The 24468-nt window shown below is 68.3% G+C and carries 22 protein-coding genes and 1 pseudogene; 11 read left to right on the top strand and 12 right to left on the bottom strand.

All coding sequences use genetic code 11. The features are described 5' to 3' along the window. Nucleotides 1–25: 25 nt before the first annotated feature. Nucleotides 26–292, bottom strand: a complete 267-nt coding sequence (locus IEZ09_RS31290; protein ID WP_229813116.1) for a hypothetical protein — start codon at nt 290–292, stop codon at nt 26–28. Between the two features lie 112 nt (nt 293–404). Here IEZ09_RS31290 and IEZ09_RS31285 point away from each other — a divergent pair, with 112 nt between their 5' ends. Then, a complete protein-coding gene (locus IEZ09_RS31285) occupies nt 405–746 on the top strand; it encodes a DUF1844 domain-containing protein (protein ID WP_189257393.1) in 342 nt (113 codons plus the stop codon). On the opposite strand, the gene IEZ09_RS31280 is transcribed toward IEZ09_RS31285, so the two are convergent. From IEZ09_RS31280 to IEZ09_RS31255, 6 genes are all read right to left on the bottom strand, one after another. After that, nucleotides 740–1375, bottom strand: a complete 636-nt coding sequence (locus tag IEZ09_RS31280; RefSeq protein ID WP_189257392.1) for a hypothetical protein — start codon at nt 1373–1375, stop codon at nt 740–742. The two genes, IEZ09_RS31285 and IEZ09_RS31280, sit on opposite strands and share 7 nt — an antisense overlap. Next, nucleotides 1372–1962, bottom strand: a complete 591-nt coding sequence (locus IEZ09_RS31275) for a hypothetical protein (protein WP_189257391.1) — start codon at nt 1960–1962, stop codon at nt 1372–1374. The genes IEZ09_RS31280 and IEZ09_RS31275 overlap by 4 nt, the downstream gene beginning before the upstream one ends. 62 nt (nt 1963–2024) lie before the next feature. Then, entirely contained in the window at nt 2025–2648 is a 624-nt protein-coding gene (locus IEZ09_RS31270) for a hypothetical protein (protein ID WP_189257390.1), read from the bottom strand. A gap of 138 nt (nt 2649–2786) precedes the next feature. Beyond that, nucleotides 2787–3167, bottom strand: coding sequence for a RidA family protein (locus IEZ09_RS31265; RefSeq protein ID WP_189257389.1), 381 nt, complete (start codon nt 3165–3167; stop codon nt 2787–2789). Between the two features lie 14 nt (nt 3168–3181). Continuing rightward, the gene (locus IEZ09_RS31260; RefSeq protein ID WP_189257388.1) at nt 3182–3928 is read right to left on the bottom strand and encodes an IclR family transcriptional regulator; all 747 of its coding nucleotides are present in this window, start codon (nt 3926–3928) and stop codon (nt 3182–3184) included. Next, nucleotides 3929–4894, bottom strand: coding sequence for a sugar kinase (locus IEZ09_RS31255; protein ID WP_189257387.1), 966 nt, complete (start codon nt 4892–4894; stop codon nt 3929–3931). Between the two features lie 98 nt (nt 4895–4992). Here IEZ09_RS31255 and IEZ09_RS31250 point away from each other — a divergent pair, with 98 nt between their 5' ends. The 4 genes from IEZ09_RS31250 (at nt 4993) to IEZ09_RS31235 (ending at nt 11451) form a co-directional block, all read left to right on the top strand. After that, nucleotides 4993–6273, top strand: a complete 1281-nt coding sequence (locus IEZ09_RS31250) for an amino acid deaminase (RefSeq protein ID WP_370467760.1) — start codon at nt 4993–4995, stop codon at nt 6271–6273. A 14-nt stretch (nt 6274–6287) separates the two neighbouring features. Further along, a complete protein-coding gene (locus tag IEZ09_RS31245; RefSeq protein WP_189257385.1) occupies nt 6288–7871 on the top strand; it encodes an N-acyl-D-amino-acid deacylase family protein in 1584 nt (527 codons plus the stop codon). Further along, nucleotides 7868–9265 (top strand): GntP family permease, encoded by a 1398-nt coding sequence (locus IEZ09_RS31240; RefSeq protein WP_189257384.1) that lies wholly within the window; start codon nt 7868–7870, stop codon nt 9263–9265. The genes IEZ09_RS31245 and IEZ09_RS31240 overlap by 4 nt, the downstream gene beginning before the upstream one ends. Nucleotides 9266–9363: 98 nt before the next feature. Next, the gene (locus IEZ09_RS31235) at nt 9364–11451 is read left to right on the top strand and encodes an alpha-galactosidase (protein WP_189257383.1); all 2088 of its coding nucleotides are present in this window, start codon (nt 9364–9366) and stop codon (nt 11449–11451) included. Nucleotides 11452–11497: 46 nt separating this feature from the next. Here IEZ09_RS31235 and IEZ09_RS31230 read toward each other — a convergent pair whose 3' ends face one another. Continuing rightward, nucleotides 11498–12691, bottom strand: coding sequence for a hypothetical protein (locus IEZ09_RS31230; RefSeq protein WP_189257382.1), 1194 nt, complete (start codon nt 12689–12691; stop codon nt 11498–11500). A 31-nt stretch (nt 12692–12722) separates the two neighbouring features. Further along, nucleotides 12723–13898: an FAD-dependent oxidoreductase gene (locus IEZ09_RS31225; RefSeq protein ID WP_189257381.1), complete on the bottom strand. Its 1176-nt coding sequence runs from the start codon at nt 13896–13898 to the stop codon at nt 12723–12725. Between the two features lie 75 nt (nt 13899–13973). Here IEZ09_RS31225 and IEZ09_RS31220 point away from each other — a divergent pair, with 75 nt between their 5' ends. From IEZ09_RS31220 to IEZ09_RS46840, 3 genes are read left to right on the top strand one after another with little or no spacing between them, the layout of a single operon-like run. Continuing rightward, nucleotides 13974–14570: a TetR/AcrR family transcriptional regulator gene (locus IEZ09_RS31220; protein ID WP_229813115.1), complete on the top strand. Its 597-nt coding sequence runs from the start codon at nt 13974–13976 to the stop codon at nt 14568–14570. A gap of 35 nt (nt 14571–14605) precedes the next feature. After that, on the top strand, nt 14606–15769 hold the full coding sequence (locus IEZ09_RS31215; protein ID WP_189257379.1) for a VWA domain-containing protein: 1164 nt from the start codon (nt 14606–14608) through the stop codon (nt 15767–15769). Continuing rightward, complete coding sequence (locus tag IEZ09_RS46840) at nt 15766–16959, top strand: vWA domain-containing protein (protein ID WP_229813114.1); 1194 nt, start codon at nt 15766–15768, stop codon at nt 16957–16959. Before IEZ09_RS31215 ends, IEZ09_RS46840 begins: the two co-directional genes overlap by 4 nt. Before the next feature lie 3 nt (nt 16960–16962). Here IEZ09_RS46840 and IEZ09_RS31205 read toward each other — a convergent pair whose 3' ends face one another. Beyond that, nucleotides 16963–17424 (bottom strand): SRPBCC family protein, encoded by a 462-nt coding sequence (locus IEZ09_RS31205; protein WP_229813113.1) that lies wholly within the window; start codon nt 17422–17424, stop codon nt 16963–16965. Nucleotides 17425–17532: 108 nt separating this feature from the next. Next, nucleotides 17533–20412 (bottom strand): excinuclease ABC subunit UvrA, encoded by a 2880-nt coding sequence (uvrA, locus tag IEZ09_RS31200; protein WP_189257378.1) that lies wholly within the window; start codon nt 20410–20412, stop codon nt 17533–17535. A gap of 225 nt (nt 20413–20637) precedes the next feature. Here uvrA and IEZ09_RS31195 point away from each other — a divergent pair, with 225 nt between their 5' ends. Next, entirely contained in the window at nt 20638–21390 is a 753-nt protein-coding gene (locus IEZ09_RS31195) for a maleylpyruvate isomerase family mycothiol-dependent enzyme (RefSeq protein ID WP_189257377.1), read from the top strand. A gap of 47 nt (nt 21391–21437) precedes the next feature. Here IEZ09_RS31195 and IEZ09_RS31190 read toward each other — a convergent pair. After that, nucleotides 21438–22397, bottom strand: a pseudogene (locus IEZ09_RS31190) (acyltransferase family protein); the annotation flags it as partial. 138 nt (nt 22398–22535) lie between these two features. Here IEZ09_RS31190 and IEZ09_RS31185 point away from each other — a divergent pair. Together IEZ09_RS31185 and IEZ09_RS31180 are read left to right on the top strand one after the other, a co-directional pair. Then, nucleotides 22536–23213 (top strand): MBL fold metallo-hydrolase, encoded by a 678-nt coding sequence (locus IEZ09_RS31185; protein ID WP_189257376.1) that lies wholly within the window; start codon nt 22536–22538, stop codon nt 23211–23213. A 159-nt stretch (nt 23214–23372) separates the two neighbouring features. Further along, nucleotides 23373–24449, top strand: coding sequence for a beta family protein (locus IEZ09_RS31180; protein ID WP_189257375.1), 1077 nt, complete (start codon nt 23373–23375; stop codon nt 24447–24449). The last annotated feature ends 19 nt before the right edge of the window (nt 24450–24468 follow it).

Here is a 24468-nt window from a genome sequence, read left to right as displayed (position 1 = left end):
TGATCAAGCGGTGGCCGTGCCCATGTCAAAACCCAAGCGCCTCCTGGTTAAAACACCAGTCCGACGTGAGTTCCCGTTTTCGCTCCGCCCAGCGCTGACTGGAGTGCTCCAACCCGTCAGCACAACGGATCTTGACATCCCGTGAGGCCAGGGATCCCAAGTGCGCACCCACGACGCGCAGCACCTGCTCGTCCAGGTCGGTCAGACCTCTCAGCCGGGTTCGAACCGACACACCGGACGCACCCTGCGCAACGAACGACGGTGCGATTGCACGCAACACTCGCTCCGCCATGTGGGTGATCGTATCGAACCTTTGAACGACTCCCTCGGCTCGGGCCTGGCCGAGCTCCGAACCAAGCACCCCGAATCGCGGGCCTGTGACGTCCGCTTGCTTGAATGGTGCCGTGACTGAGCCCCTTGAAGACAGCATCCGTGACCTCGGGGACGTCCCCAGCATCGAGGTCATCAGCCGCGCGGCCGTGATGCTGCTGTCCGCCTCCGCGGAGCGCCTGGGCCTCGCCGACCCGGACCCGGACAACTCCCCGCGCCGCGACCTGGACGAGGCCCGCCGCCTGATCACGGCCCTGGCCGGCCTGGTCACCGCCTCCTCCGAGTACCTCGGCCCGCACGCCGCACCGCTGAAGGACGGCCTGCAGTCGGTGCAGCGCGCGTTCCGCGAGGCCTCCGTCGTGCCGGACGAGCCAGGTCAGGGTCCCGGCGAGAAGTACACCGGCCCGGTCTACTGATCCGCTCGCACCACGACGGGCTCCCACGGCTCCGCCCTGATCTGGAACACCGCGCTGGCCCGCTGCCCGGTGGCCGCGCGGAACGTGATGGCGCTGCCGTTGTACAGCGGCCCGATCTCCAGGTGCTCGGCAGGGGGCTCGTCGTGCTGTGAGAGCCCGAGCACCCTGCTGCCGGGCACCACGGACACCGTGAGCTGCTCGATCACCGCGGGCCCTCCGAAGTAGCTCAGCCGGAACTCGTCGGGCGCGCCGGGCGTGATGGCGAACGTCGGCATGCCCCGCCTGCTGCGCTCAGCGGCCAGCATCTCGGTGAGCTCGCTCACCTGCTGCGTCGCCTGCTGCGCGGTGAGCTGCGCCTCGTCGGCCAGCATCCGCGATGCCGTAGCCGCCTCCTGGGCCTGCCCCGCGGCCTTCTTGCCTTCCTCCGCCGCGGTCTTGGCCTGCAACGCACTCGTCGCGGCCTGCTCGACGGCCTTGCGCGCGGCCTGCGCCTCCTCCTGCGCCTTGGCGGCGGCCTCGTGCGCCGCGGCAGCGGCCTCCTGGGCGTTCTTCGCCTCGCGGGCCTGCCACAGCGCCACCGCCGTAGCGCACATAGCCACGACGGCGGCGATCACCGAGAGCGCGATCATGCCCGCACCCCCAGCGCCGCGAGCTGCCTTCTGGCCAGCTCCTCGATGGTGTCGGTGTCCCCCGTGCGCCACTTCGCCGCCGGGTCGTGCGGAAACCTGGCGAGCTCCTTCGACTTCAAGCTGGTAAGCGCTCTCAGCGCGAGCAGGTCCGGCATGTCCCTGAGCTTCACGGCGTGAGCCGCCCTGAAGGCGTACCGCAGCCGCACCGGCAACCACGTGATCAGCAGGAACAGCACCGGAATCACGACGAGAGCGGTCGCCAGCCAGAACGCGGTGTCCTCGACCACGCCGATCTGCGTGTTGCCCACCCCGATCAGCGTCTCGCCGGCCTTGCTGCCGTTGCCCAACGCCCCCGACAGTTCGTCACCGACGAACGGCACACCCCTGGCCTTGCCTGCGGCGTTGGTGAAGACGTCACGGATGTCGCCGCCCGCGTTGACCAGTCCGTCCCCCGGCGCTCTCAGCTCGAGCACCCAGCCGTGGGCGGTGGTGGCCACCCAGATCCACAGCGCCACCCACCCCACGGCGAGGAGGTCGGCGATCAGCTGACGCGTGAGCCTGACAGGTCTGTCCGCGTACCACTTCATGAAGCGGATGGTTTCACAAACAACAAACCGCCGGTTCGCCGTCGTCCGTCAGGCAGAACGCATTACGCCGTGGTGATGAGCCTCGCCCAGTGCTCGCCGGGCCGCTGCCCGATCCAGTCGCCGTACAGCAGCGCCCACCGCCTGCTCGGCAATCCCCAGAACTCGTTGACCTTGCGCACCGACTCGTCCCACGGCAACCCCTGGTCGGTGAGGGCCTGGACGGTGTCGGCCATGACCTTCTCCTGCTCGTCGGTGGAGGAGTACAGGAAGTCGGTCTTCGCGTTGCTGAGCAACATCAGCGGACGGATGTCGTGCTCGAAGCCGGGCTCTGTGCGCTCTGCCGTCCAGAACGTCACGTTGGTGGTCACCGGAATGACGTCGTCGTGGGGCTCCGAGATGGAGAACAGTGCGGTGACCGGCCTTTGCGCTTGTCGGAGGCATGCGCGGGCATAGGCCAGTGAGACGCCCAGCAGTTCAGCGAGGTCGTCTCCGCGTGGGATGTCCTGGCTGTTGGTTTCGGCCTCGTACGTGTGCAGGTCGCTGGTCCGGGTGGTGGCGTGGTCGGCGAGGTTGCGCAGGAGGTAGGCACCGGACCCGTGTTCGATCCAGCCCTTTGCGACCGTGGCGGCCAAAGCGGGTGGGAGGGGTGCTTCGTCCGGCCTGATGGCGTGCAGGGCTGCTCGCATGCGGAGGTTGGCCTTCTCCGATATCAACGGTGGCCTCCAACTGCCGATGGCGTGCCTCCGGATGGAGGCACGCCACAGCAAAGCACCCGACGATCAGAGTCCGCGCGTTGGATCCGCCCTGCAGACCCTCACACCCGATCAGTCCACGACGGCGAGCGCGTCGATCTCCACCAGCAGACCGGCTGGCAGTCCCACGTAGACGGTCGTCCGTGCGGGCGCCGGGTCCGTCACGAACTCGCCGTAGACCTCGTTCAGCTCCGCGAAGTGCGCGGTGTCCGTCAAATACACCCGGATCATCACCACGTCGTCGATGGACGCGCCACCGGCGGCCAGCACCGCGTTGAGGTTCTTGAACGTCTGGCGGGTCTGCTCGGCCACGGTGGTGCCGACGATCTCACCCGACGAAGGGTCGAACGCGACCTGGCCGGCCACCTGCAGGATGTTGCCCTTGCGGACACCCTGCGAGAACTTCGCCACCGGCTGCGGCGCGTCGGCGGTCTTGATCTCAACCTTGGACAACGGATCTTCCCCTTTTATCTTGGAACGTAACCGCATTCCACCGAGGCGGCTTCAGCGGTGGCGAGCAGGTCGGGCAGGTGGGACAGCAGGCCGTCGAAGTCGAGCAGCACCTTGGGCACCGACATCGACACGGCGGCGAGCACCTCGCCGCGGGAACCGCGGATCGGGGCGGCGATGCAGTGGATGAAGTCCTCGTGCTCGGCGTTGTCGACGGCGTAACCGTTGGCGCGCACGCGTTCCAGTTCGGCGAGGTAGGCCGTCGGGCTGGTGATGGTGTTCGCCGTCAGGCGGGGGAACTCCATCGTCGACAACACCTTCTGCAGTGTCGCGGGAGGCAGGTCGGCAAGGAGGATCTTGGCCACGGCGGTGCAGTGCAACGGTGCGCGGCGGCCGATGCGCGAGTACATCCGCATCGGGTGGCTCGACTCGTACTTGTCGATGTAGATCACCTCACCGTCCTCGTAGGACGCGAGGTGGATCGTGTAGCCCAGGCGGGAGTTGAGGTCGCGCAACGCGGGCTCGGCGGCGCGGCGGACGTCTCGTTCCTCCAGGGCTCTGTTGGCGAGGTCGAAGAGCGCTGTGCCGAGGCGGTAGTGGTGCACGCCGTCGCGCTGCACGAACCGGTGCGACTCCAGGGTGCGCAGGAGCCGGAGCGTCGTCGACTTGTGCACGCCGATCACGCCGGACAGCTCGTCCAGCGTCTTCGGTCCCGTCGCGAGCTGGCTCACCAGGGTGAGCGCGCGGTCGAGGCTCTGGCTCATCTACACCTCCAGGCGGGCGGACGCCCAGGTCCGCGGGTCGGCGTGCAGCAGCGGATCTGTCACGTCGTCCGGCAAAGGATCTCCGACGTCCTCCGCGGTGAGCAAAGCGGCGGCCGCTTGCAGGTGTCCGGCGCGCAACCGGACCGATGGCGAGGAACCCGCCAGCGTTGCCGCGAGGAACCCCGCCGCGAACGCGTCGCCCGCGCCGACCGGTTCGACTACCTCGACCTTCAGCGCCGGTTCGAAGTGCGACGCTCCGCCTTCCAGCAGCGTCGCGCCGTCCGCGCCCTGCTTCACCACCAGCGACGCCGGGCCGGGCAGCAGCTGACGCAGCCCGGCCGGGTCGCCGGTGCCCCACACCAGTTCCGCCTCGTCGGAACCCGCGAGCACGATGTCGGCCATGTCCGCGAGTTCCCGCAGCACGCACGGGTCGCGGTCGGTCCAGAGCGCGGGCCGCCAGTTCAGGTCGAACGAGATCCTGAACCCGTGCCGGGGGCGTCGCAGCAGCTCGCGCATCAGCGCGAGGCACGAATCGGACAACGCCGCCGTGATTCCGCTGATGTGCACCAGCTGCACGGCACCGAGGTCGAGCCGGTCGATCATCTCCAGGCCCATGCCCGACGCCGCCGAGCCGCGCCGGTAGTAGCGCACCGGGCTGCCGTGCGGTGAGGCCTCCTTGACGTAGAGACCGGTGGGACGGGCCGGGTCGACGCGCACCCGCGACACGTCCACGCCGTAGCTCCCGACGGTGTCGCGCACCGCGAGCCCGAACGAGTCGTCGCCGACCGCGCTGACCCAGGACGAGCTGACGCCGAGGCGCGCGAGGTGGCAGGCGACGTTGGACTCGGCGCCGCCGATGGCCCGGTGCCAGGTGCGCACCAGATGCACGGGACCGGGCTCAGCCGGAACCATCATCACCATGGTCTCGCCGAGGCAAACGACACCGCCGACGTGTTCGAACCGCATGCGTTGCTCCAGAGGTGTTCGTTGACGGCGGCGCACCCGAATGCTACACACTCCAGCATCACATCGCGCAATGGGAGTTGCAAAATATGCAACAACTGATGGAGATGGACCTCTCGGCCGTCGCAGACATCCGCAAGGAACGGGTGAACTGGCGGTTCAAGGGCCTTCCGTCGAGCACGTTCGGCTCGACCATCGGCGAGATCGCCGACCGGCGGCTGGACCTCTTCGCCGACGAGTTCGTCGGCCCGCTCGTCGTGCTGGACGCGGGCGCGTTGACGCACAACCTGACGACGATGTCCAAGTGGTGTGACAACCACGGCGTCAAGCTGGCACCGCACGGCAAGACGACGATGGCACCGCAGCTGTTCCAGCGGCAGGTCGAGCACGGCGTCTGGGGCATCACGGCGGCCAACGCGTCGCAGCTGCGCGTGTACCGGGCGTTCGGCGTCAGCCGGATCCTGCTCGCGAACCAGCTGCTCGACCCGGCCGCGCTGCGCTGGCTGGTGACCGAGCTGGACCACGACCCGCGTTTCGGGTTCAGCTGCTGGGCCGACTCCGAGGCCGGCGTCGCGTTGATGACCGAGACGCTGCAGGAGCTGCAGCCGGCACGCCCGATCGACGTGCTGGTCGAGCTCGGCGCTCCCGGCGGACGGACCGGAGCGCGCGACCTGGAGACCGCGCTGGCGGTGGCACGCGCGGTCGACCAGAGCCCGGTGCTGCGACTGGCCGGTGTCAGCGGCTACGAAGGCGCGCTGGCGCACGACGCGTCCGAGTCGTCGCAGTCCATTGTGGACCGATACCTGACCGACCTGCGCTCCCTCGTGCTGCGCATGGCCGACGCGGGCATGCTCGACGAGCTGGACGAGGTGGTCGTCACCGCCGGCGGCAGCGCGTACTTCGACCAGGTCGCCGCGACGCTGGCGCAACCGTGGCCGGTGCCGGTGACGCCGGTGCTGCGCAGCGGCGCCTACATCACGCACGACGACGGCTTCTACCGCGGGATCTCGCCGTTCTCCCGGATCGAGGGCGTCGAGCCGTTCCGCAGCGCACTCCGCGCCTGGGCCCAGGTGACGTCACGACCGCAGCGCGACCTCGCGTTGCTCACGATCGGCAAGCGCGACGCGTCGTTCGACGAGGGACTGCCGGAGCCGCAGCTCGTGCGCCGCCGGGACGGTGCGATCGCCCCGCTGTCGCAGGCGAAGGTGACCGCGCTGAACGACCAGCACGCGTTTCTCCAGCTCGGCGCCGAGGCCACGGTCCGGGTCGGCGACTGGGTCGGGCTCGGCCTTTCCCACCCCTGCACGGTGTTCGACAAGTGGCAGCTGATCCCGGTCGTCGAGGGCACGACCGTGGTCGACCTCATCCGCACCTACTTCTAGCAGAGGAGTGCACGATGGACGACATCGTCCTGCGCGGTCCGCTGATCGTCGACGGCACGGGCACACCGGGCTACCGCGCGGATGTGGCGATCAAGAACGGCGTGATCTCGTCCATCGAGCACGGCCTGACGGCCAGGCGGTCGATCGACGCGGACGGGCTCGTGCTCGCGCCGGGGTTCATCGACATGCATTCGCACTCGGACCTGCAGATCCTCGCCCAGCCGGATCACCTCGCGAAGGTCTCGCAGGGAGTGACGACCGAGGTGCTCGGCCAGGACGGCCTGTCGTACGCGCCGGTGAACGACGAGGTGCTCGCCACGCTGAGAGGCCAGCTCGCCGGGTGGAACGACGACCCGCCGGGCTTCGACTGGAACTGGCGCTCGGTCGGCGAGTACCTCGACCGGCTCGACCAGGGCATCGCGGTCAACGCCGCGTACCTCGTGCCGCAGGGAACGCTCAGGATGCTGGCGGTGGGCTGGGACGACCGGCCGGCGACCGACGCCGAGATGCTCGTCATGAAGAACAAGCTGGCGAAGTCGTTGGTGGAAGGCGCTTTCGGCATGTCGTCGGGGCTGACCTACACGCCTGGCATGTACGCGGACACGTCCGAGCTGGTGCAGCTCTGCGAGATCGTCGCGAACTACGGCGGCTACTACAGCCCGCACCACCGCAGCTACGGCGCGGGCGCGCTGGAGGCGTACGCCGAGATGGTGGACGTCTCCCAGCGGTCCGGCTGTCCGTTGCACCTCGCCCACGCCACGATGAACTTCCCGGTGAACAAGGGCAGGGCCGGCGAACTGCTGGCACTGCTGGACGACGCGATGGCGAATGGCGCCGACATCTCGCTGGACACCTATCCGTACCTGCCGGGCGCGACGTACCTTTCAGCACTGCTGCCGTCGTGGGCCACGGAAGGCGGCCCGGACAGCACGCTGGCCCGTTTGTCCGATGTGGACACCCGTGAGCGCATCCGGGAGGAGATCGAGGAGATCGGCTCGGACGGGTGCCACGGCGTGCCGGTCGACTGGGACTCCATCGAGATCAACGGCGTGCGCAACGACCGCAACGCGCATCTGGTCGGTGCGAGCGTTCTCCAGTCCGCCGCACGGCTGGGGCGCAACCCGGCCGACCTGTACTTCGACGTGCTGGTCGACGAACGCCTGGGCACCTCCTGCCTGATGCACGTGGGCCACGAGGAGAACGTGCAGGCGATCATGAAGCACCCGGCGCACACCGGTGGCAGCGACGGGCTGCTCGTCGGCGACCGCCCGCATCCGCGCGCGTGGGGCACGTTCCCGCGCTACTTCGCGCGCTACGTCCGCGAACTCGGCGTGCTGAGCCTGGAGGAGTGCGTCGAGCACCTCACCGGCCGCGCCGCCAAGCGTTTGCGGCTCACCGACCGGGGTCTGGTCCGCGAGGGCTACGCGGCCGACCTGGTGCTGTTCGACGCCTCGACGATCGCCGACACGGCGACGTTCGACCAGCCTCGGCAGCAGGCCGCCGGCATCCCGTACGTGCTCTGCAACGGGGTGCCGGTGATCGACGACGGAACCGCCACCGGCGCATTGCCAGGCCATTCACTCAGGAGCCGCCCGTGATCGACTGGTTGCAACACACAACACCGGGTCTGCTGACCCTCGCGGTAGTCAGCATCGCAGTCCTGCTGCTCCTCATCATCCGGTTCAAGGTCGAGCCGTTCATCGCGCTGCTCGTCGTGGCGCTGCTCGTCGCACTGGCGGCGGGCGTCCCGACGGAGACACTGGTCGGGTCGGCGCAGAAGGCCTCGGACTCGTTGCTGGAGAAGGGTTTCGGCGGCATCCTCGGCCACATCACGGCGATCATCGGTCTCGGCACGTTGCTGGGCGCGATTCTCGAAGCGTCCGGCGGCGCGCAGGTGCTGATGGACAAGCTGATGAGCGCGTTCGGCGAGAAGCGCGCGCCGGTCGCGATCGGTCTGGCCGGCCTCATCTTCGGTGTGCCGGTCTTCTTCGACATCGGCATCTTCGTGCTGGCACCGCTCGTCTACGTCGCGGCGAAGCAGAGCGGCAAGTCGATCGTGCTGTTCAGCATGCCGTTGCTCGCCGGTCTGTCGGTCATGCACGCGTTCATGCCGCCGCACCCCGGCCCCGTCGCCGCGGCCGGTCTGCTGAAGGTCGGCCTGGGCTGGATCATCATCATGGGTCTCGCGGTGGCGATCCCGTCCTGGTTCGTCGGCGGTGTCCTGTACTCGTACTGGATCGGCAAGCGCCTGAACGTTCCGGTGCCCGACGAGATGCTCGTGGCGGCCGAGCAGGCCAAGGCGGAGAACGGTGACCGCGAACCGCCCTCGCTCGGGCTGGTGCTCTCGATCATCGGCCTGCCGCTGGTGCTGATCCTCGCCGGCACGTTCGGCTCGATCCTGCTGCAGAAGGGTTCCCGGCCGTACTCGATCGCCACGTTCTTCGGCACGCCCGCCGTGGCGCTGACGATCGCCGTGCTGCTCGCGTTCTGGCTGCTGGGTTTCCGGCGCGGCATGACGCGCGAGAAGCTCGCGGAGATGGCCGGCGCGTCGCTGCGACCGGTCGCGATGATCCTGCTCGTGGTCGGTGCCGGTGGCTTCTTCGGCGCCGTGCTGGCCGCGACGGGCATCGGCAAGACGCTGGCGGGCGAGCTGTCCGACCTCGGCCTGCCGGTGATCGCGCTGTCGTACGTGATCAGCTGCGTCATCCGGATCGCGCAGGGCTCTGCGACCGTCGCGATCGTGACGACCGCGGGCATCGTGGCACCGGTGCTGGCGGACCTGAACTACTCGCAGCCCCAGCTCGCCCTGATCGTGATGGCGATCGCGTCCGGTTCGATCATCGCCTCGCACGTCAACGACGGCGGGTTCTGGATCGTCTCCCGCTACTTCGGCCTTTCGGTGAAGGAAACGCTGCAGTCGTGGACGGTGCTGGAAACCATTCTCTCGGTGGTCGGTTTCGTGGTTGCCGCCCTGCTCAGCCTGGTCGTTTAATCAGACACAACCCAACAAGTTCGAACGCTTGACAACGCGAGCCCCGCATCACAGGATCGGCGCAATGTTCATTTGTGTTTGATGTGGACGGGGCCCGCATGAACAACACGGAGGTCGTGCACCTGCACGACGCCACCTCCAGCGTCGTGATCGACGTCCGGGGAACCGGACTCCCGGTCGTGACGCACTGGGGGCGCACGCTCGGCGACGTCGGCCAGGACGCACTGCGCGCCCTGGCCGACGTGCTGACGGGAACCATTCCCAACAGCTCACCCGACCACGCGGTCACGGTCGCGCTGCTGCCGGAGGCGGGCGCCGGGCACTCCGGCCGTCCCGGCCTGCGCGGGCATCGCGGCGGTGAGCACTTCGCGCCGTCGCTCGCGGTCACGTCGTTCTCGGTGGAGGGCTCGGTCTTCCGTTACGTGGCCGAGGATTCCGCGGCGGAGCTGACCGTGACCGGTGTCGTGGAACTCGCGTCGTCCGGGATGCTGCGGCTGCGGCACACCTTGCGCAACGACGGCTCGACGCCGTATTCGCTGGAAGGGCTGGAGGCCGCGCTTCCGGTGCCCGCCCACGCAGGCGAGCTGCTCGACTTCACCGGCCGCTGGGCCCGCGAACGCTCGCCGCAGCGGCACGCGTTCAACTACGGCTCCTGGGTCCGCGAGAACCGCCGCGGCCGCACCGGGCCCGACGCGACCATCGGGTTGCTCGCCGGGACGCCGGGGTTCTCGTTCCGCTCCGGCGAGGTGTGGGCGCTGCACGTCGCGTGGAGCGGCAACCACGTGACGTACGCCGAGAGCTTCCCCGACTCGACGCCCGTCCTGGGCGGCGGCGAACTGCTGCTGCCGGGCGAGATCGTGCTCGGGCCGGGCGAGGAGTACGAGTCGCCCTGGCTGTACGCGGCCTACTCCAGCGAGGGCATCGACGGCATCAGCGCGGCTTTCCACCGCCAGCTGCGCGAGCGTTCTCTCCGCCCGCGCCCCGTCGTGCTCAACACGTGGGAAGCCGTCTACTTCGACCACGACCTCGCGCGGCTGACGGCGTTGGCCGACACCGCCGCCGCCATCGGGGTCGAACGGTTCGTGCTCGACGACGGCTGGTTCCGGCACCGCCGCGACGACACCGCGGGCCTCGGCGACTGGTACGTCGACGAAACCGTGTGGCCCGACGGCCTCACCCCGCTGATCGAGCACGTCCGCTCGCTCGGCATGGAGTTCGGGCTGTGGTTCGAGCCGGAAATGATCAACACCGACTCGGACCTCTACCGTGCCCACCCCGACTGGGTGCTGGGCCCGCGGCCCGGCGTGCTGCCGCCGTCGTGGCGCAACCAGCAGGTGCTGAACATCGCGCACCCCGAGGCCTACGCGTACATCCTCGACCGCGTCTCGTCCGTGTTGTCCGACAACGACATCGCGTTCGTGAAGTGGGACCACAACCGCGACCTCATCGGCGCGCGCGTGCACGACCAGACCGAGGCGTTCTACCGGCTGCTGGACGAACTGCGGCTGCGGCATCCGCACGTGGAGATCGAGAGCTGCTCGTCCGGCGGGTCCCGGATCGACCTCGGCGTGCTGTCGCGCACCGACCGCGTGTGGACCTCCGACTGCAACGACGCCCTGGAACGTCAGCTCATCCAGCGGTGGACCGGCGTGTTCCTGCCGCCGGAGCTGATGGGCGCGCACGTCGGCCCGACCCGCTCGCACACCACCGGCCGGGTGCACGACCTGTCGTTCCGGGTGGCGACGGCGATGTTCGGGCACTTCGGCATCGAGTGGGACATCAACTCGGCGACCGACTCCGAGCGCGCGGGGCTGCAGGCCGCGATCGAGTACTACAAGGACGTGCGTTCGTTGGTGCACAGCGGTGTCTCGGTGCACTCCGACCACCCGGACCCGGCCGCGTGGGTGCACGGCGTGGTCGCCGCCGATCAGTCGGAGGCGCTGTTCTGCTACGCGCAGATCGCGACTTCGGTGCAGCACAAGCCGGCGCGAGTGCGCTTCCCCGGCCTCGACCGCACGCGGACGTACCAGCTGACGTTCGACGCGCCCGCCGGTCTGCCGAGGCTGATCGGGCGGGACGACAAGAAGTGGGAACCGGTCTCGTTGCCCGGCTCGATGTTCGCTGACGTCGGGATCCAGCTGCCGGTGCTCGAACCGGAACAGGCGATCCTGATGCGGTTGCGCTAGACGTGCGAAAGCCCCGGCGGGAACTCTCCCGCCGGGGCTCTCCCCCTTACTGGCCGGCGCGACTTCCGTCGGCCCTGGTGGCCCACCACTTGCCGCCAACGCCCTGCCCGTTGGCATCGCCGCAGACCTTGTCACCTGAGAAGAGGTACTGCGGCAGTCCTGCGATGGTGAGCTGTTTCCTCCCGTCCCGCTCGATCGTGCCGACGAGCGAGGGATCCACGCCCTGCACCTGGAAACCCTCGTCGACGAAAGCGGGCGGCCATTGCACCGCGCACTCGCCGGAGCAGTTGCTCGTGGGCGGGTTCGCGGAGTCGTCGTCGAACCGGTAGAGCGTCATGCCGTCCTTGTCGGTGGCGACGACGCCGAGATCCTTGACGGTCGCACTCGTGAGCGCGATCGCCTTGTTCTGCTGGGCCTTCTTGCCGTCGGCGGCGGTGGCGAACCACTTCGGCACCGTCACGCCCTTGGCCTCACCGGGCTTGGTGTCGTTCTTGAACGTGTACTGCGCCCAGTTCGCGACGGTGAGCTGCTTCCTGCCGTCCTTGCGGGTGATCGTCCCGAGCAGCTTCGGGTCGACACCCTTCACGCGCGGCTGCTCACCCTCGACGTAGACCGGCGGCCAGGTCTCGGCGCACCCACCGTCGCAAGTGGACTCACCGGGCTTGTCGCCGTCGAACCGGTAGAGCGTGAGTCCGGCGTCGTTGGTCAGCACCGCACCGAGGCCCGCGACCACGCCGGTGCGGGCGGCCAGCCGGGTGCGCTCGCCGTTGCGGCCGGTGGCGAACCACTTGCCCTGCAGGCCCTGCCCCTTGGTCTCACCCGGTTTGCCGTCCTTGGCGAACCGGTACTGCGGCATGCCGTCGACGGTCAGCTGACGGCTGCCGTCCTTGCGGACGATGCTGCCGACCAGGTTCCTCGGGACGCCGTTGACCGTGAAGTTCTCGTCGGCGACCGTGGCGGGAGGCCAGGTGGCAGCACATTCACCGGCGCAAGTGGACTCGTTCGGCCTGTCGCCGTCGAACCGGTAGAGCGTGAAGCCCTTGACGTCGGTGACCACCGGCCCGAGATCGTCGATCTCCGCGACGTTGAGCGCCACGACGCTTTCCCGCTGCTGCGCGACCGGCTTGCTCTCCGGCGTGGCGACGCAGGCGGTGAGCGAGATCAACCCCAGCGCGACGGCCGCAACACCCCTGCGGATCATCTCGAACCTCCTGGCCAGTCCCTCCAACGCCTTCCACACGTACGGGACGCCAGGTCGGTTCAAACTTTTTTCAGTCCCCCTGAGCTGTGAACATCGCACGCTTCAGCGCGGGGACGGCACTCGCGGTCCGCAGCACGGTCTTGAAGATCGTCCGCGCCACGGGACCGCCGTCGGCGAACTGCTTCGCCGCGCGCAGCGAGTCGCGGACCGCCGCGAACCCGTAGTCGTACATCTCCTTCTCGTACCGGGCGATGGCGTCGCCACCTTCGGCAATGCACCGCGCGAGCAGCTGCGCGTCCCGCAACGCGATGTTCGCCCCGATGCCTCTCATCGGTGTCATCGCGTGGATGGCGTCGCCGAGCAACGTCACATTGGTCGGCTGCCACCGGTCGATCTGCCTGGACGAGCGGATGCGCCACTCGCTGATCGACTCCCTGGGCGAGGCCGCGACGATCCGTTGCAGCTCAGGGCTCCACCTCGAGATCCGGGACAACACCTCGCGCTGCAGATCCAGTCCATCGTGGACGGTCAGGTCCGCCGCCGCGTACGCCCACATCAGGTAGGGACGCACGTTGTCGAACAACGGGTCGTCCGGATTGTCGGTCACGCCCAGGCCGTCGTGCGCCGCCAGGAACATGCCGGCCCGGCCCGTCGGGATGATCGAGTTCGCACGCACGACCAGCTCCGACGGCAGCCAGGGGTTCTCGTCGAGGAACAGCTTCCCCGCGATCGCCGTGACGCCGACGTCCTCGGTGCCGGCGTGCGGCAGGTACTGCTTGCGCACCCGCGACCGGATGCCGTCCGCGCCGACCAGCACGTCGCACGACGCGGTCGTGCCGTCCTCGAAGTGCAGCGTGATGTCGTCGCCCTGCTCGTACCGCTCGAACCGCTTGCCGAACTGCACGTCGAGCCCGTCGAGCAGGACCTGCCTGAGCGTGATCCGGCTCGCCGAGTAGTGCTGCTCCTGCTCGGGATCGAGCACCAGCAACGGTGTGAGCTGCTCGGTCAGGAACCCGAAGCCGTTGCCGCTGTGCCCGGCACTGCGCTCGAACCGCTCCCAGTTCGCCGCGGGCAGACACTCCCGCAGCGCCGCGGCCCCGTGCGGGTTGATGTGCACCCGATACCCCTGCAGGCGGTCCGTGCGCGACAGATCGCGCTCGTACACCGCCACGTCCACGCCGGCCTTGCGCAACCCGTGCGCCAGGCACAGCCCGCCGATTCCTCCACCAACCACTGCGATCCTCATGTCACCTAGTTTCAACCAGCCGGTTGATTAAGTCAACCTGTTGGTTGAACGCAGCCCGTCGGCTACCGTGTGACGGTGGATCAACGCCGCTCTCCCAGCGCCTCGGAGCGCAAACGCGACCCCGAACGCACGCGGGCCCGCATCATCGAGGCGGCCGCGGCGGAGTTCGGCGCGAAGGGCTACGCGGCCACGCGCACGACGGACATCGCGGCGCGCGCGGGCGTGAACAAGCAGCTGATCTCGTACTACTTCGGCGGCAAAGAGGGCCTGTACAAGGAACTCGCGACCAGCTGGCACGGCACCGCCGCCGAGATGGCGCACCAGGACCAGCCGCTCGACCAGGTGCTGGCGAGCTTCGTCGCGACCGCGCTCACCGACCAGGGCCGGGTGTGGGCGTGGTCGAACCTCGCGGGCGACAGCCCACCCACCGACGAGGAGTTCCTGCGCGCCCAGGTCGACCAGCTGCGCGACCGCCAAGCCGCCGGCGAGCTGCCCTCCGACCTGGATCCAGGCCTGCTGCTGCTGGCGCTGATGGCCGCGGCCGCCGCACCGTTGACCCTGCGGCAGACCGCGAGCCAGATCACCGGCGAAGACCCCGCGACACCGGAGTTCGCCGAGAAGTACGCGGCCCAGCTGGCGTTGCTGGTGCGGCACCTGTCCGGCCGAACCTGACTTCTTTTGCACCCGAACTCGATATCTTCGGGTGCATGGACGAGATCCGGCTGTCCGTCAGCGCGGCAGATCAGCTGTCGTCGGCGACGTCGTCCGCGATCGAGCAGAAGCACGAGAAGATCGGCGGACCCGCGGCGAGGCGCAGGCGGAACCGGATCCTGATCATCCTGCTCGTCGTCGTTCTGGTCGCCGCGGGGGTGTTCGTCTTCTTCCGCTGGGTGCGGCCGATGTTCGCGCCCCTCTACAAGACGACGTTCCTGATCGACTCGGCCGAGGGCGACCTCACGAGCGTCATGAACACGCTCAGCGCCGTCGTCGGCAACTCGGGTGAGCGCGATTCCCAGTCGCTGCGCAGTTTCGGCGGCGAGTGCGGCGCGGACGACAACACGAAGCAGCTGGTCGAGTTCGGCACCGGAAACCGCAAGCAGATCGCCGACGCCGCCCGCTCGGTGCGGCAGGGCACGAAAGCCACGCTGCAGCGCGGAATCGTCGAGGCGGTCGGCGACTTCACCTCGGGGTGGTCGCAGAACGCCAAGCAGGTCAACAGGATCATCGTCGTGACGAGGCACGGCAAGGACGCGTGCGACCCCGACGACGAGTTCGTGCAGACCCAGATCCGCGATCGGGTCGCGGCCGCCGGCCTGACCATCGAGTTCCGGTTCATCGGCTACCAGGTCAGCGGCGACCGGGAGCACCTGAGGAAGCTGACCACCCAGCTCGGGACGCAGGAACCGACGTTCACGGACTCGCCGGACGATCTGAAGCGCGTACTCGACTGGTACACCATCACCGAGCCGGTGCTGCGGTCGTCGCAGTCGGTCGTCAACGTGCTGAACCCGACCGTGGACAAGCTCAACGCCGCCACCGCCGCGCTGAAGGACGGCCGGTTCGACACGGCCGAGACCGCGGTGGCCGCGGCCCGCAACGCCGTCGTCGACGTCGAGATCAAGGACCTCGACGGCCGCACCAGCTCGGAGGCGGCTGTTCGGTTGCGGGACATGGCAGTCAGCCTGCGCAGCCTGCAGGCAGCGGTGATCGAAGCGGCCGGCACGTTGCTCGACGCGGCTCGTTCGGGGCGGAACCTGACGGAGCCGCTCGCCGTCTACTCCAAGGCCGCCGAGGCGTACAACGCCAAGGCGCAGGAGATGACGGGCGAGCTGACGTCGTTGCGGTCGAAGGGTCCAGGGGGAACGTCGTGAAACGCTGGTTGCTGGTGGCGGGCGCTGTCGTCGTGGTGCTGGGGCTGGTCACCGGAGGGCTCTGGGTCTTCCTGCCGCCGGATCACCGCACGACGTTCCTGATCGACGCGTCGGAATCCGCCGACTTCCGCGAGGTGGCCGACGCCGTCGGTGCCGCCGCCTCGAACATGGCCGCCGACGATTCCTTGGCACTGCGCCGTTTCGGTGGCGCCTGCGACGGCCAGAACACCGCGGAGCTCGTCTCCCCCGGCACCGGGCAGGCGGCCAAGATCGGTGACGCCGCGCGCGCGATCACGCCCAGCGGCAAGGCCACGCTGCTCAGCGGGATCCTGGCGGCGATCGACGACTTCTCGCGCACGTACCCGTTCCGCGGTGACAAGACGAACCGAGTGGTGGTGGTCGCGCGCAACGGCGCCGACGCGTGCGGCAAGAACGCGGACGAGGTGCGCGCGATCATCGAGGAGCACACGCGGAAAGCCGGTGTGAAGATCGACTTCCGGTTCGTCGGCCACCGGCTGACCCCCGAGCAGGCCAAGGTACTCGCCGAGCTCGCGGCCGCGACCGACGCGCAGAAGCCGCGCCTCACCAAGACTTCCGACGAGCTCGTCACCACGATGAAGGAGGTCTCGGTCCCCGCCGACCTGGCGGTCAAGGAGGTCAAGGTCGCTCCGTGCGACTTCGTGACGCCGGAGGTGCTGGCCGCGGTGCACAAGCCGGGGGACGGCGTGGTCTACGCCGACGTCAAGTGCCAGCAGGACCGCTACACGCTGGCGATGATGCGCACCACGCGGATCGAGTCCAACGACATGCCGACCCTGTTCGAGTACAAGGACGACGCGTGGCGGTTCGTGAAAGCGCAGACCGACATGCCGTGCGGCGACGTGCCGAAGGAAGTGTGGAAGGCGTGGGAGTTCCCGTGCCTCTTCGAGCCGGTCGTGTGCCGTGACACCGAGCAGAGCAAGGTGACCGACCTGGACGGGGTCGGCTGCCCCGCCGCCCTCGACATCGCGGATCGCTACAACGCCGCGATCAAGGCCGGCGAGCCCCAGGGACAGGGCCTGTTCTGGGAGTCCGGCGAGTGGTCCTGCGCGTGGCCGTACGAGGACGGCTACGCGCACGCCCAGGTCCCGCTGAAGTGCGTGCGCACCACCGACAAGCTGGCCGTCCAGATCGGTGACTACCAGCGGTGAAGGTCAGGACTCGCTGGCCGCACGGTCGGCGAGGACCTGCTTCAGCCCCTTGAGGCCCCCGCGCATCATCAGGTCGTGGTTGCCGCGGAAGAACGGCTTGGCGATCAGCACCAGCCGTCGCAACAGGGGCTTGTTGACCACGACCTCCTGATCGAACACGAGGTCGGTCCCGCCGTCGCGGCCGGTGATCTCCCAGCTGGCGAAGCCTTCGAGATCACCGGACAACGTCGCGCGCAGGAGACCTGCCTGCTGGTTGGCGATGCTGTGCCGCACCTGCACGACCAGGTCGAACGGCAGGAACGAACGGCAGATGAGCACACCGGACTCGTCGTCGATCTTGGTCGCCGACCGGACCTCGGGCCACCACTTCGGGTAGTTCGCGATGTCGGACAGCACGTCGTACACGGCCGCCGGAGACGCACAGACGTGCCACACGCTGCGGAAACGGTACCGGTGGAGTGACACGGCCGACATCATCCCGGATAGCTCGATCGAGTGACAGGTTCTCGGCAAAAACTCACACCGATCGCCAATTCCTGACGACCTGTCATGCGGCCGGGCGTCTCAGCGGGTTCACCCCGCCACCGGCACCTCCTCGTTGCCGAGGACCTGCCGGAGGAACTGGCCCGTGTAGCTGTTCTCGACCTCGGAGACCTCCTCGGGCGTGCCCTCCGCGACGACCATGCCGCCGCCAGAGCCGCCTTCGGGACCCATGTCGACGATCCAGTCGGAGGTCTTGATGACGTCGAGGTTGTGCTCGATGACGATGACCGTGTTGCCCTTGTCCACGAGGCCGTTGATGACGCCCAGCAGCTTGCGGATGTCCTCGAAGTGCAGGCCGGTCGTGGGCTCGTCGAGGATGTAGACGGTCTTGCCGGTCGACCGCTTCTGCAGCTCCGACGCGAGCTTCACGCGCTGCGCCTCACCACCGGACAGCGTCGGCGCGGGCTGGCCCAGCCGGACGTAGCCGAGGCCGACGTCGACCAGCGTGCGCAGGTGACGGTGGATGGCGTTGATCGGCTCGAAGAACGTGGCCGCTTCCTCGATCGGCATGTCGAGGACCTCGGAGATCGTCTTGCCCTTGTAGTGCACTTCCAGGGTCTCGCGGTTGTACCGCGCGCCCTTGCACACCTCGCAGGGGACGTAGACGTCCGGGAGGAAGTTCATCTCGATCTTGATCGTCCCGTCGCCCGCGCACGCCTCGCAGCGGCCGCCCTTGACGTTGAACGAGAAGCGGCCCGGCTGGTAGCCGCGGACCTTCGCCTCGGTGGTGGCCGCGAAGAGCTTGCGGATGTGGTCGAACACGCCGGTGTAGGTGGCGGGGTTGGACCGCGGGGTGCGGCCGATCGGCGACTGGTCGACCTGCACCAGCTTGTCGACCTGGTCGAGGCCCTTGATCCGGGTGTGCCTGCCGGGCACCTGACGCGCGCCGTTGAGCTTGTTCGCGAGCACGGTGGCGAGGATGTCGTTGACCAGCGTCGACTTGCCCGAGCCGGACACGCCGGTGACCGAGGTCAGGGTGCCGAGCGGGAACGACACGTCGATGCCGCGCAGGTTGTGCTCGCGGGCGCCGACGACGGTCAGCTGGCGCTTCTTGTCGATCTTGCGGCGCTTCGCGGGCATCGGGATCTGCTTGCGCCCCGACAGGTACGCGCCGGTGATCGAGTCCTTGTTCGTCAGCAGCTTCTTGTACGGGCCGCTGTGCACGACCTTGCCGCCGTGCTCACCGGCGCCGGGGCCGATGTCGACGACCCAGTCGGACGTGCGGATCGTGTCCTCGTCGTGCTCGACGACGATCAGCGTGTTGCCCAGGTCGCGCAGCCTGGTGAGCGTCTCGATCAGCCGGTGGTTGTCGCGCTGGTGCAGGCCGATCGACGGCTCGTCGAGCACGTACAGCACGCCCACCAGGCCACTGCCGATCTGCGTGGCGAGCCGGATGCGCTGCGCCTCACCGCCGGACAGCGTGCCGGACGCGCGGTCGAGCGACAGGTAGTCGAGACCCACGTCGAGCAGGAAGTGCAGGCGGGCCTGGATCTCCTTGAGCACCGCGCCCGCGATCATCGACTCGCGCTTGCCGAGCTTGAGGCCGTCGAGGAACTCCGAGCACTCCGCGACGCTCATCGCACAGACCTCGGCGATGGACTTGTCGCCCTTTTTGCCGTGGTGCAGCGTGACCGCGAGGATCTCGGGCTTCAGGCGCGTGCCGGCACACGCGGGGCACGGGACCTCGCGCATGTAGCCCTCGTACTTCTCCCGCATGTACTCGGACTCGGTCTGCTCCTGACGCCGCTCGAGGAACGGGATCACGCCCTCGTAGTTGGCGTAGTAGGAGCGCTCGCGGCCGTAGCGGTTGCGGTAGCGGACGTGCACCTGCTCGTCGATGCCGTGCAGGATCGCCTTCTGCGCCTTGGCGGGCAGCAGCCGCCACTGCTGGTCCATGCGGAAGCCGATGGTCTCGCCGAGCGACTGCAGCAGACGCGTGAAGTACTCCGCGGTCTGCCCGCCCGCCCACGGCGCGATGGCGCCCTCTTCGAGGCTCAGCTCGTCGTCCGGGACCACGAGCTCCGGGTCGACCTCCTTGCGCACGCCGATGCCCGTGCAGACCGTGCACGCGCCGTACGGCGAGTTGAAGGAGAACGACCGGGGCTCCAGGTCCTCGATCGCGAGCGGGTGCCCGTTCGGACAGGCCAGGTTCTCGGAGAAGCCCCTGATGCGCTTCGGGTCGGTCTCCGGCAGGTCGACGAACTCGAGCTCGACCAGGCCGTCCGCGAGGCGCAGCGCGGTCTCGACCGAGTCGGTGAGGCGCTGCTTCGACGACGCCTTGACCGTGAGCCGGTCGATCACCACCGCGATGTGGTGCTTCTCCTGCTTCTTGAGCTTGGGCACGTCGGCGAGCGCGTAGACGACACCGTCGACCTTCGCGCGCGAGTAGCCCTGGCCCTGCAGGTTCTGGAAGAGGTCGAGGTACTCGCCCTTGCGGCCGCGAATGACCGGCGCGAGGACCTGGAACTTGGTGCCCTGCTCCATCGCGAGCACCTGGTCGACGATCTCCTGCGGAGTCTGCTTGCCGATCGCCTCACCGCACTGCGGGCAGTGCGGCTTGCCGGCGCGCGCGTAGAGCAGGCGCAGGTAGTCGTAGACCTCGGTGATGGTGCCGACCGTCGACCGCGGGTTGCGGGAGGTCGACTTCTGGTCGATCGACACCGCCGGCGACAGGCCCTCGATGAAGTCGACGTCCGGTTTGTCCATCTGCCCGAGGAACTGACGCGCGTACGCCGAGAGCGACTCCACGTAGCGGCGCTGACCTTCGGCGAAGATCGTGTCGAACGCGAGGCTCGACTTGCCGGAGCCGGACAGCCCCGTGAAGACGATGAGGCTGTCCCGCGGCAGGTCGAGATCCACGCTGCGCAGGTTGTGCTCGCGGGCGCCGCGAACGACAAGACGGTCTGCCACTGGGGTCCCTTCGGCTGCGATCGGCGGGTCACTCACGCCACACTCTTCCGAACAAGCGTTCGAAGCGTACTAGCATCAATTCGGAGTCTGCGACCGACCCGCCAACCATGCTAGGGGCGACCCCTGACAAAAACGGTTCCGGTGCCTGGCGCATTCCCCTGAGCTGGGTTTACTCCTAGGCTGGTCACTTCGATCTCAAGCCTCAACGTCGGGGAGAGGCAGCACATGACCTACACGCCGTCCACGCAGCACACCTCCGTACCGGCACCGCGCGGAGTGCCCGACCGGCACATCAACGCGGTTCGCCAGGCGACGGACGTGCTGTACGAGGTCGTCGAGGAGCTGGACCAGACCGCCGTGCGCGGTCCGAGCCTGCTCCCCGGATGGACCCGCGGACACGTCATCACCCACCTCGCGCGCAACGCGGACGCGCTGGTGAACCTGCTCACCTGGGCACGGACCGGGGTCGAGCACCAGGCGTACGCGTCGCGCGCCGATCGCGACGCCGACATCGAGGAGGGCTCACGCCGCCACCTGCAGCTGATGCGCGCCGATCTCGACGCCGCGTGCGTGCGGTTCGACACCGCGTGCCGCGAGATGCCTGCGCATTCGTGGCGCGCGGAGGTCACGGCACCGAAGGGGCAGCCGATCCCGGCGTCCCAGGTGCCGCTGTTCCGCCTGCGCGAGGTCTGGATCCACCTCATCGACCTCGACCACGGCATCGGGTTCGACGACCTGCCCGCCGACTTCGTCGACGAGTTCCTCGACGACGCCGTGAAGCAGTTCGAGGGCAGGGTCGACCCGTTCAGCGTCGAGGTGACCCTGCCCGACGGCTCTCAGCGCATCTGGACCGTCAACGGCCCGACCAGCCGCAGCTCGGTGAGCGGGTCCGCCAGCGCCGTCCTGGGCTGGCTGACCGGCAGGACCGGCGGCGCTGGCCTGCGCGGTGAGCTGCCGGAACTGCCCGACTGGATCTGAGTCAGCAGGCGGTACGCGGGCCGCTCGACGAACTTCGTCATCAGCCAGCCCAGCACCAGTGCCGAGGTGAGGAAACCGGCGACCAGCCACCAGGACCGCAGCCCAACGGCGTGCATGCGGTCCATCACCACGGTGCCGATCTGCTGGTGGACGAGGTACACCCCGTACGAGATGCCGGCGAGCCACGTGACCGGTGTGGCGATCGGCGCGAAGAACACCCAATCGGGTCCAGCCGCGGCGGCGCACACCAGGAGTAGCAGTAGTCCGAAGCCGAGCGTGGAACCGTACTCGGTCGTGTGAATCGCCTGGGCCATCAGTGTGGCAACGAGCAGCGCGGCGAAGTGCGGCGTGCTCATCCGGTGCTTGTGCCACAACCAGATCGCGATCCCTGCGGCGAACAGCTGCGCCCTGTGCAGCGCGAAACCGTTGTAGAACACGAAAAGCGCGTGCGAGTGGTCCAGCAACGGTCGCAGGAGCAGCGGCGTGACGACGAGCGCCCACAGGAAGACCCGGAGCTTCCTGCCCCTCATGCGCTTGACGAGCACGGCACCGGCGATGAACGCGGCGATCTGCACCGGCACGGTCCAGTACGCGAAGTCGACGATGTTGACGTCCGGGAGCCACTGGTTGATCAGCAGCAGGTTGTAGACGACATCTCTGCCGTCGAGCTGATTCCACCCCTCAGGCGCGATCCACCGCTGCACGGCATATGTCAGCAGCACGGCCGCCATGTACGCCGGCAGCAGACGCGCGAGTCTTCTCCACAGGAACCGCCCCGGCCGGCCGCTGTCGAGCGAGGCGCAGGCGAAGAAGGCCGAGATGACCATCAACGTGCTGGCGCCCATCGACATCGGGAACTCGAACGGCAGCGGCCCGAGATCGGGGTGGCTGCTGACGCTCGTGAGCGTGGCGTGGTGAAGCAACACGCACCCGATGGCGACGACTCGGAGGACGTCCCAGCTGACCCTGCGGGCCGTCCTGGGCTTTTGTCGTTGCGCTGGAATCACGAGAGGCGGGGACCTGTTCGTTGGTTCTTTCGGCGTACTCGGGGCTCGAAGCTTGATCCTTACTTACCCTATGAGTGAGACCTGTATGCAACCTGAAGGTGTGCGTTGCGCCCCTTCGAGCGACTACCGTCTGCCACCGTGGACGTACTCGAGAACTACACCGGACACGTTGAGCCGAACGGCCCCGCGGCCCGCCGCACCCTGGCCGCGCTGACCATCACGAAGATCTCCGTCGGACCGATGGACAACAACGCCTACCTGCTCGTTTGCCGGTCCACGAACGAGGCGTTGCTCATCGACGCGGCCAACGACTACGAGCGCCTGTCCGACCTGCTCGGCCACATCCCGAACCGCCCGCGCCTGCGCACGATCGTGACCACGCACCAGCACGCCGATCACTGGCAGGCGCTGGGAGCCCTGGCCGGCGCCCACGGCTCGAACACCGTCGCCCACGAACTGGACGCCGCCGTCCTCCCCGTCCCACCGGACGTCCTGGTGGACCACGGCGACACCATCAACGTGGGCGAAGTCCCGCTCTCGATCATCCACCTGCGCGGCCACACGCCGGGCTCCATCGCCGTCCTCTACGACGACCCGGCGGGCCACCCGCACCTCTTCACCGGAGATTCACTCTTTCCGGGGGGTGTGGGAAAGACCACGTCCCCGGACAACTTCGCCTCCCTGATCAACGACGTGGAGGACCGCCTGTTCGCCGTCCTGCCCGACGACACCTGGTTCTACCCCGGCCACGGCGACGACTCGACGCTCGGCAAGGAACGCCCGTCGCTCGCGGAGTGGCGCGCCCGCGGCTGGTGACCTCTGGTGTGGCTCCCCGCCGAGGCGTTGTTGCCGGGGAGCCACACCGAATTCACTCGTCCGGCGGGCCACACGCCGGTTCACCGCCCCGCATGATCGAAGTCGTCCGCACTGCCACTGCGGAAAGGGCGGGGTATGTCCTTCAGGCCTCTGGTCGCGATGAAGAGCAAGATGGGCGAATTCCAATCTCTGCGACACATCGCCGATCGAGAAGATTCCACACCGCGAGTCATCGTCGAACTGCTCGACTCGGTTAAGCCAGAAGGTCGCGGGCAACTCATGCCGGCCCTGGTCAAAGCCGCCGTGCAGATGGCAATGCGCCGACAACCCATATGGATCGACACACATCTGCTGAGCTCTGCAGCTGCGCTCTCCCTGTATCCGGGCGGACCTTTCGAACACCTCGACAATCGAATCGAATCTGCACTGTTCGACGAGTTCGGCCTGCTCGCTCCGGATGTCCCGGCTTTCATCCCCGTCATCTCCGCGTCAGCGACGGACGACCAACTCGGAAAAATCGCACTGCTCCAGGAGCACCGGCCACGACCGATCGTGATCCGGTTCCGGAATCTCCAGCTCTCCGAACGCCGGCTCGACGACGACCTGCGACGCATCGCCGTGAGGGCGCGAGTCGCCGACAACCCGATGCACGCCGTCATCGACCTGGGCCACGTGGAAACCGTTCACCCGCGTCAGCTGACCCTGACGCTGGCGCTCGCCAGGATGCTGACGGATCGACTCGGTCCTGCTTCGACGACATTGCTCGCCGGTTCGATCCCCGCCGACAGACACGGTTTCGTGACGGCTGTCCGGGACCGGCCCGAAGTTCTCCTGTGGCGCGAGGTCGCGCGAGGAGTGAGCGGAGCAGAGATCAACTACGGTGACTACGGCGTGGTGCATCCCAATCCTCCGGCACCAGGTCCCCCGGGACCACGCACGATCAACCCGTACCTCTACTACACGGTGCCGAACTCCATGATCGCGATGCGCCGGCAACTCAGCAGAGAGGACGGCAAGATCGCACAGGGCGCGGCCGGCGAGGCCTTCACGGACCTGGCCGACGAACTCGTGGCGCGGCCGGAGTTCGCCGGCAGCGACTACTCGTGGGGCGATCGCGAACTGATGGGATGCCGACGAGGAGGAGGGCGGACCGCGAACAAGGTTTCACGCTGGGTCGCGATCGCCATGTCGCACCATCTGGAACATCTCGCACAACGAGCGCCGTCGGAGCTGTGACGACCGCTCCTAGGGGCCA

Source organism: Lentzea flava (assembly GCF_014648475.1).
GTDB lineage: Bacteria > Actinomycetota > Actinomycetes > Mycobacteriales > Pseudonocardiaceae > Lentzea > Lentzea flava.
This window is presented reverse-complemented; position numbering and strand designations above follow the sequence as displayed.

Coding starts and splice junctions, on each gene's coding strand:
- IEZ09_RS31290 (WP_229813116.1), bottom strand. CDS start 292: ATGGCGGAGCGAGTGTTGCGTGCAATCGCACCGTCGTTCGTTGCGCAG.
- IEZ09_RS31280 (WP_189257392.1), bottom strand. CDS start 1,375: ATGATCGCGCTCTCGGTGATCGCCGCCGTCGTGGCTATGTGCGCTACG.
- IEZ09_RS31275 (WP_189257391.1), bottom strand. CDS start 1,962: ATGAAGTGGTACGCGGACAGACCTGTCAGGCTCACGCGTCAGCTGATC.
- IEZ09_RS31270 (WP_189257390.1), bottom strand. CDS start 2,648: ATGCGAGCAGCCCTGCACGCCATCAGGCCGGACGAAGCACCCCTCCCA.
- IEZ09_RS31260 (WP_189257388.1), bottom strand. CDS start 3,928: ATGAGCCAGAGCCTCGACCGCGCGCTCACCCTGGTGAGCCAGCTCGCG.
- IEZ09_RS31255 (WP_189257387.1), bottom strand. CDS start 4,894: ATGCGGTTCGAACACGTCGGCGGTGTCGTTTGCCTCGGCGAGACCATG.
- IEZ09_RS31250 (WP_370467760.1), top strand. CDS start 4,993: ATGGAGATGGACCTCTCGGCCGTCGCAGACATCCGCAAGGAACGGGTG.
- IEZ09_RS31245 (WP_189257385.1), top strand. CDS start 6,288: ATGGACGACATCGTCCTGCGCGGTCCGCTGATCGTCGACGGCACGGGC.
- IEZ09_RS31235 (WP_189257383.1), top strand. CDS start 9,364: ATGAACAACACGGAGGTCGTGCACCTGCACGACGCCACCTCCAGCGTC.
- IEZ09_RS31225 (WP_189257381.1), bottom strand. CDS start 13,898: ATGAGGATCGCAGTGGTTGGTGGAGGAATCGGCGGGCTGTGCCTGGCG.
- IEZ09_RS31215 (WP_189257379.1), top strand. CDS start 14,606: ATGGACGAGATCCGGCTGTCCGTCAGCGCGGCAGATCAGCTGTCGTCG.
- IEZ09_RS31195 (WP_189257377.1), top strand. CDS start 20,638: ATGACCTACACGCCGTCCACGCAGCACACCTCCGTACCGGCACCGCGC.
- IEZ09_RS31180 (WP_189257375.1), top strand. CDS start 23,373: ATGAAGAGCAAGATGGGCGAATTCCAATCTCTGCGACACATCGCCGAT.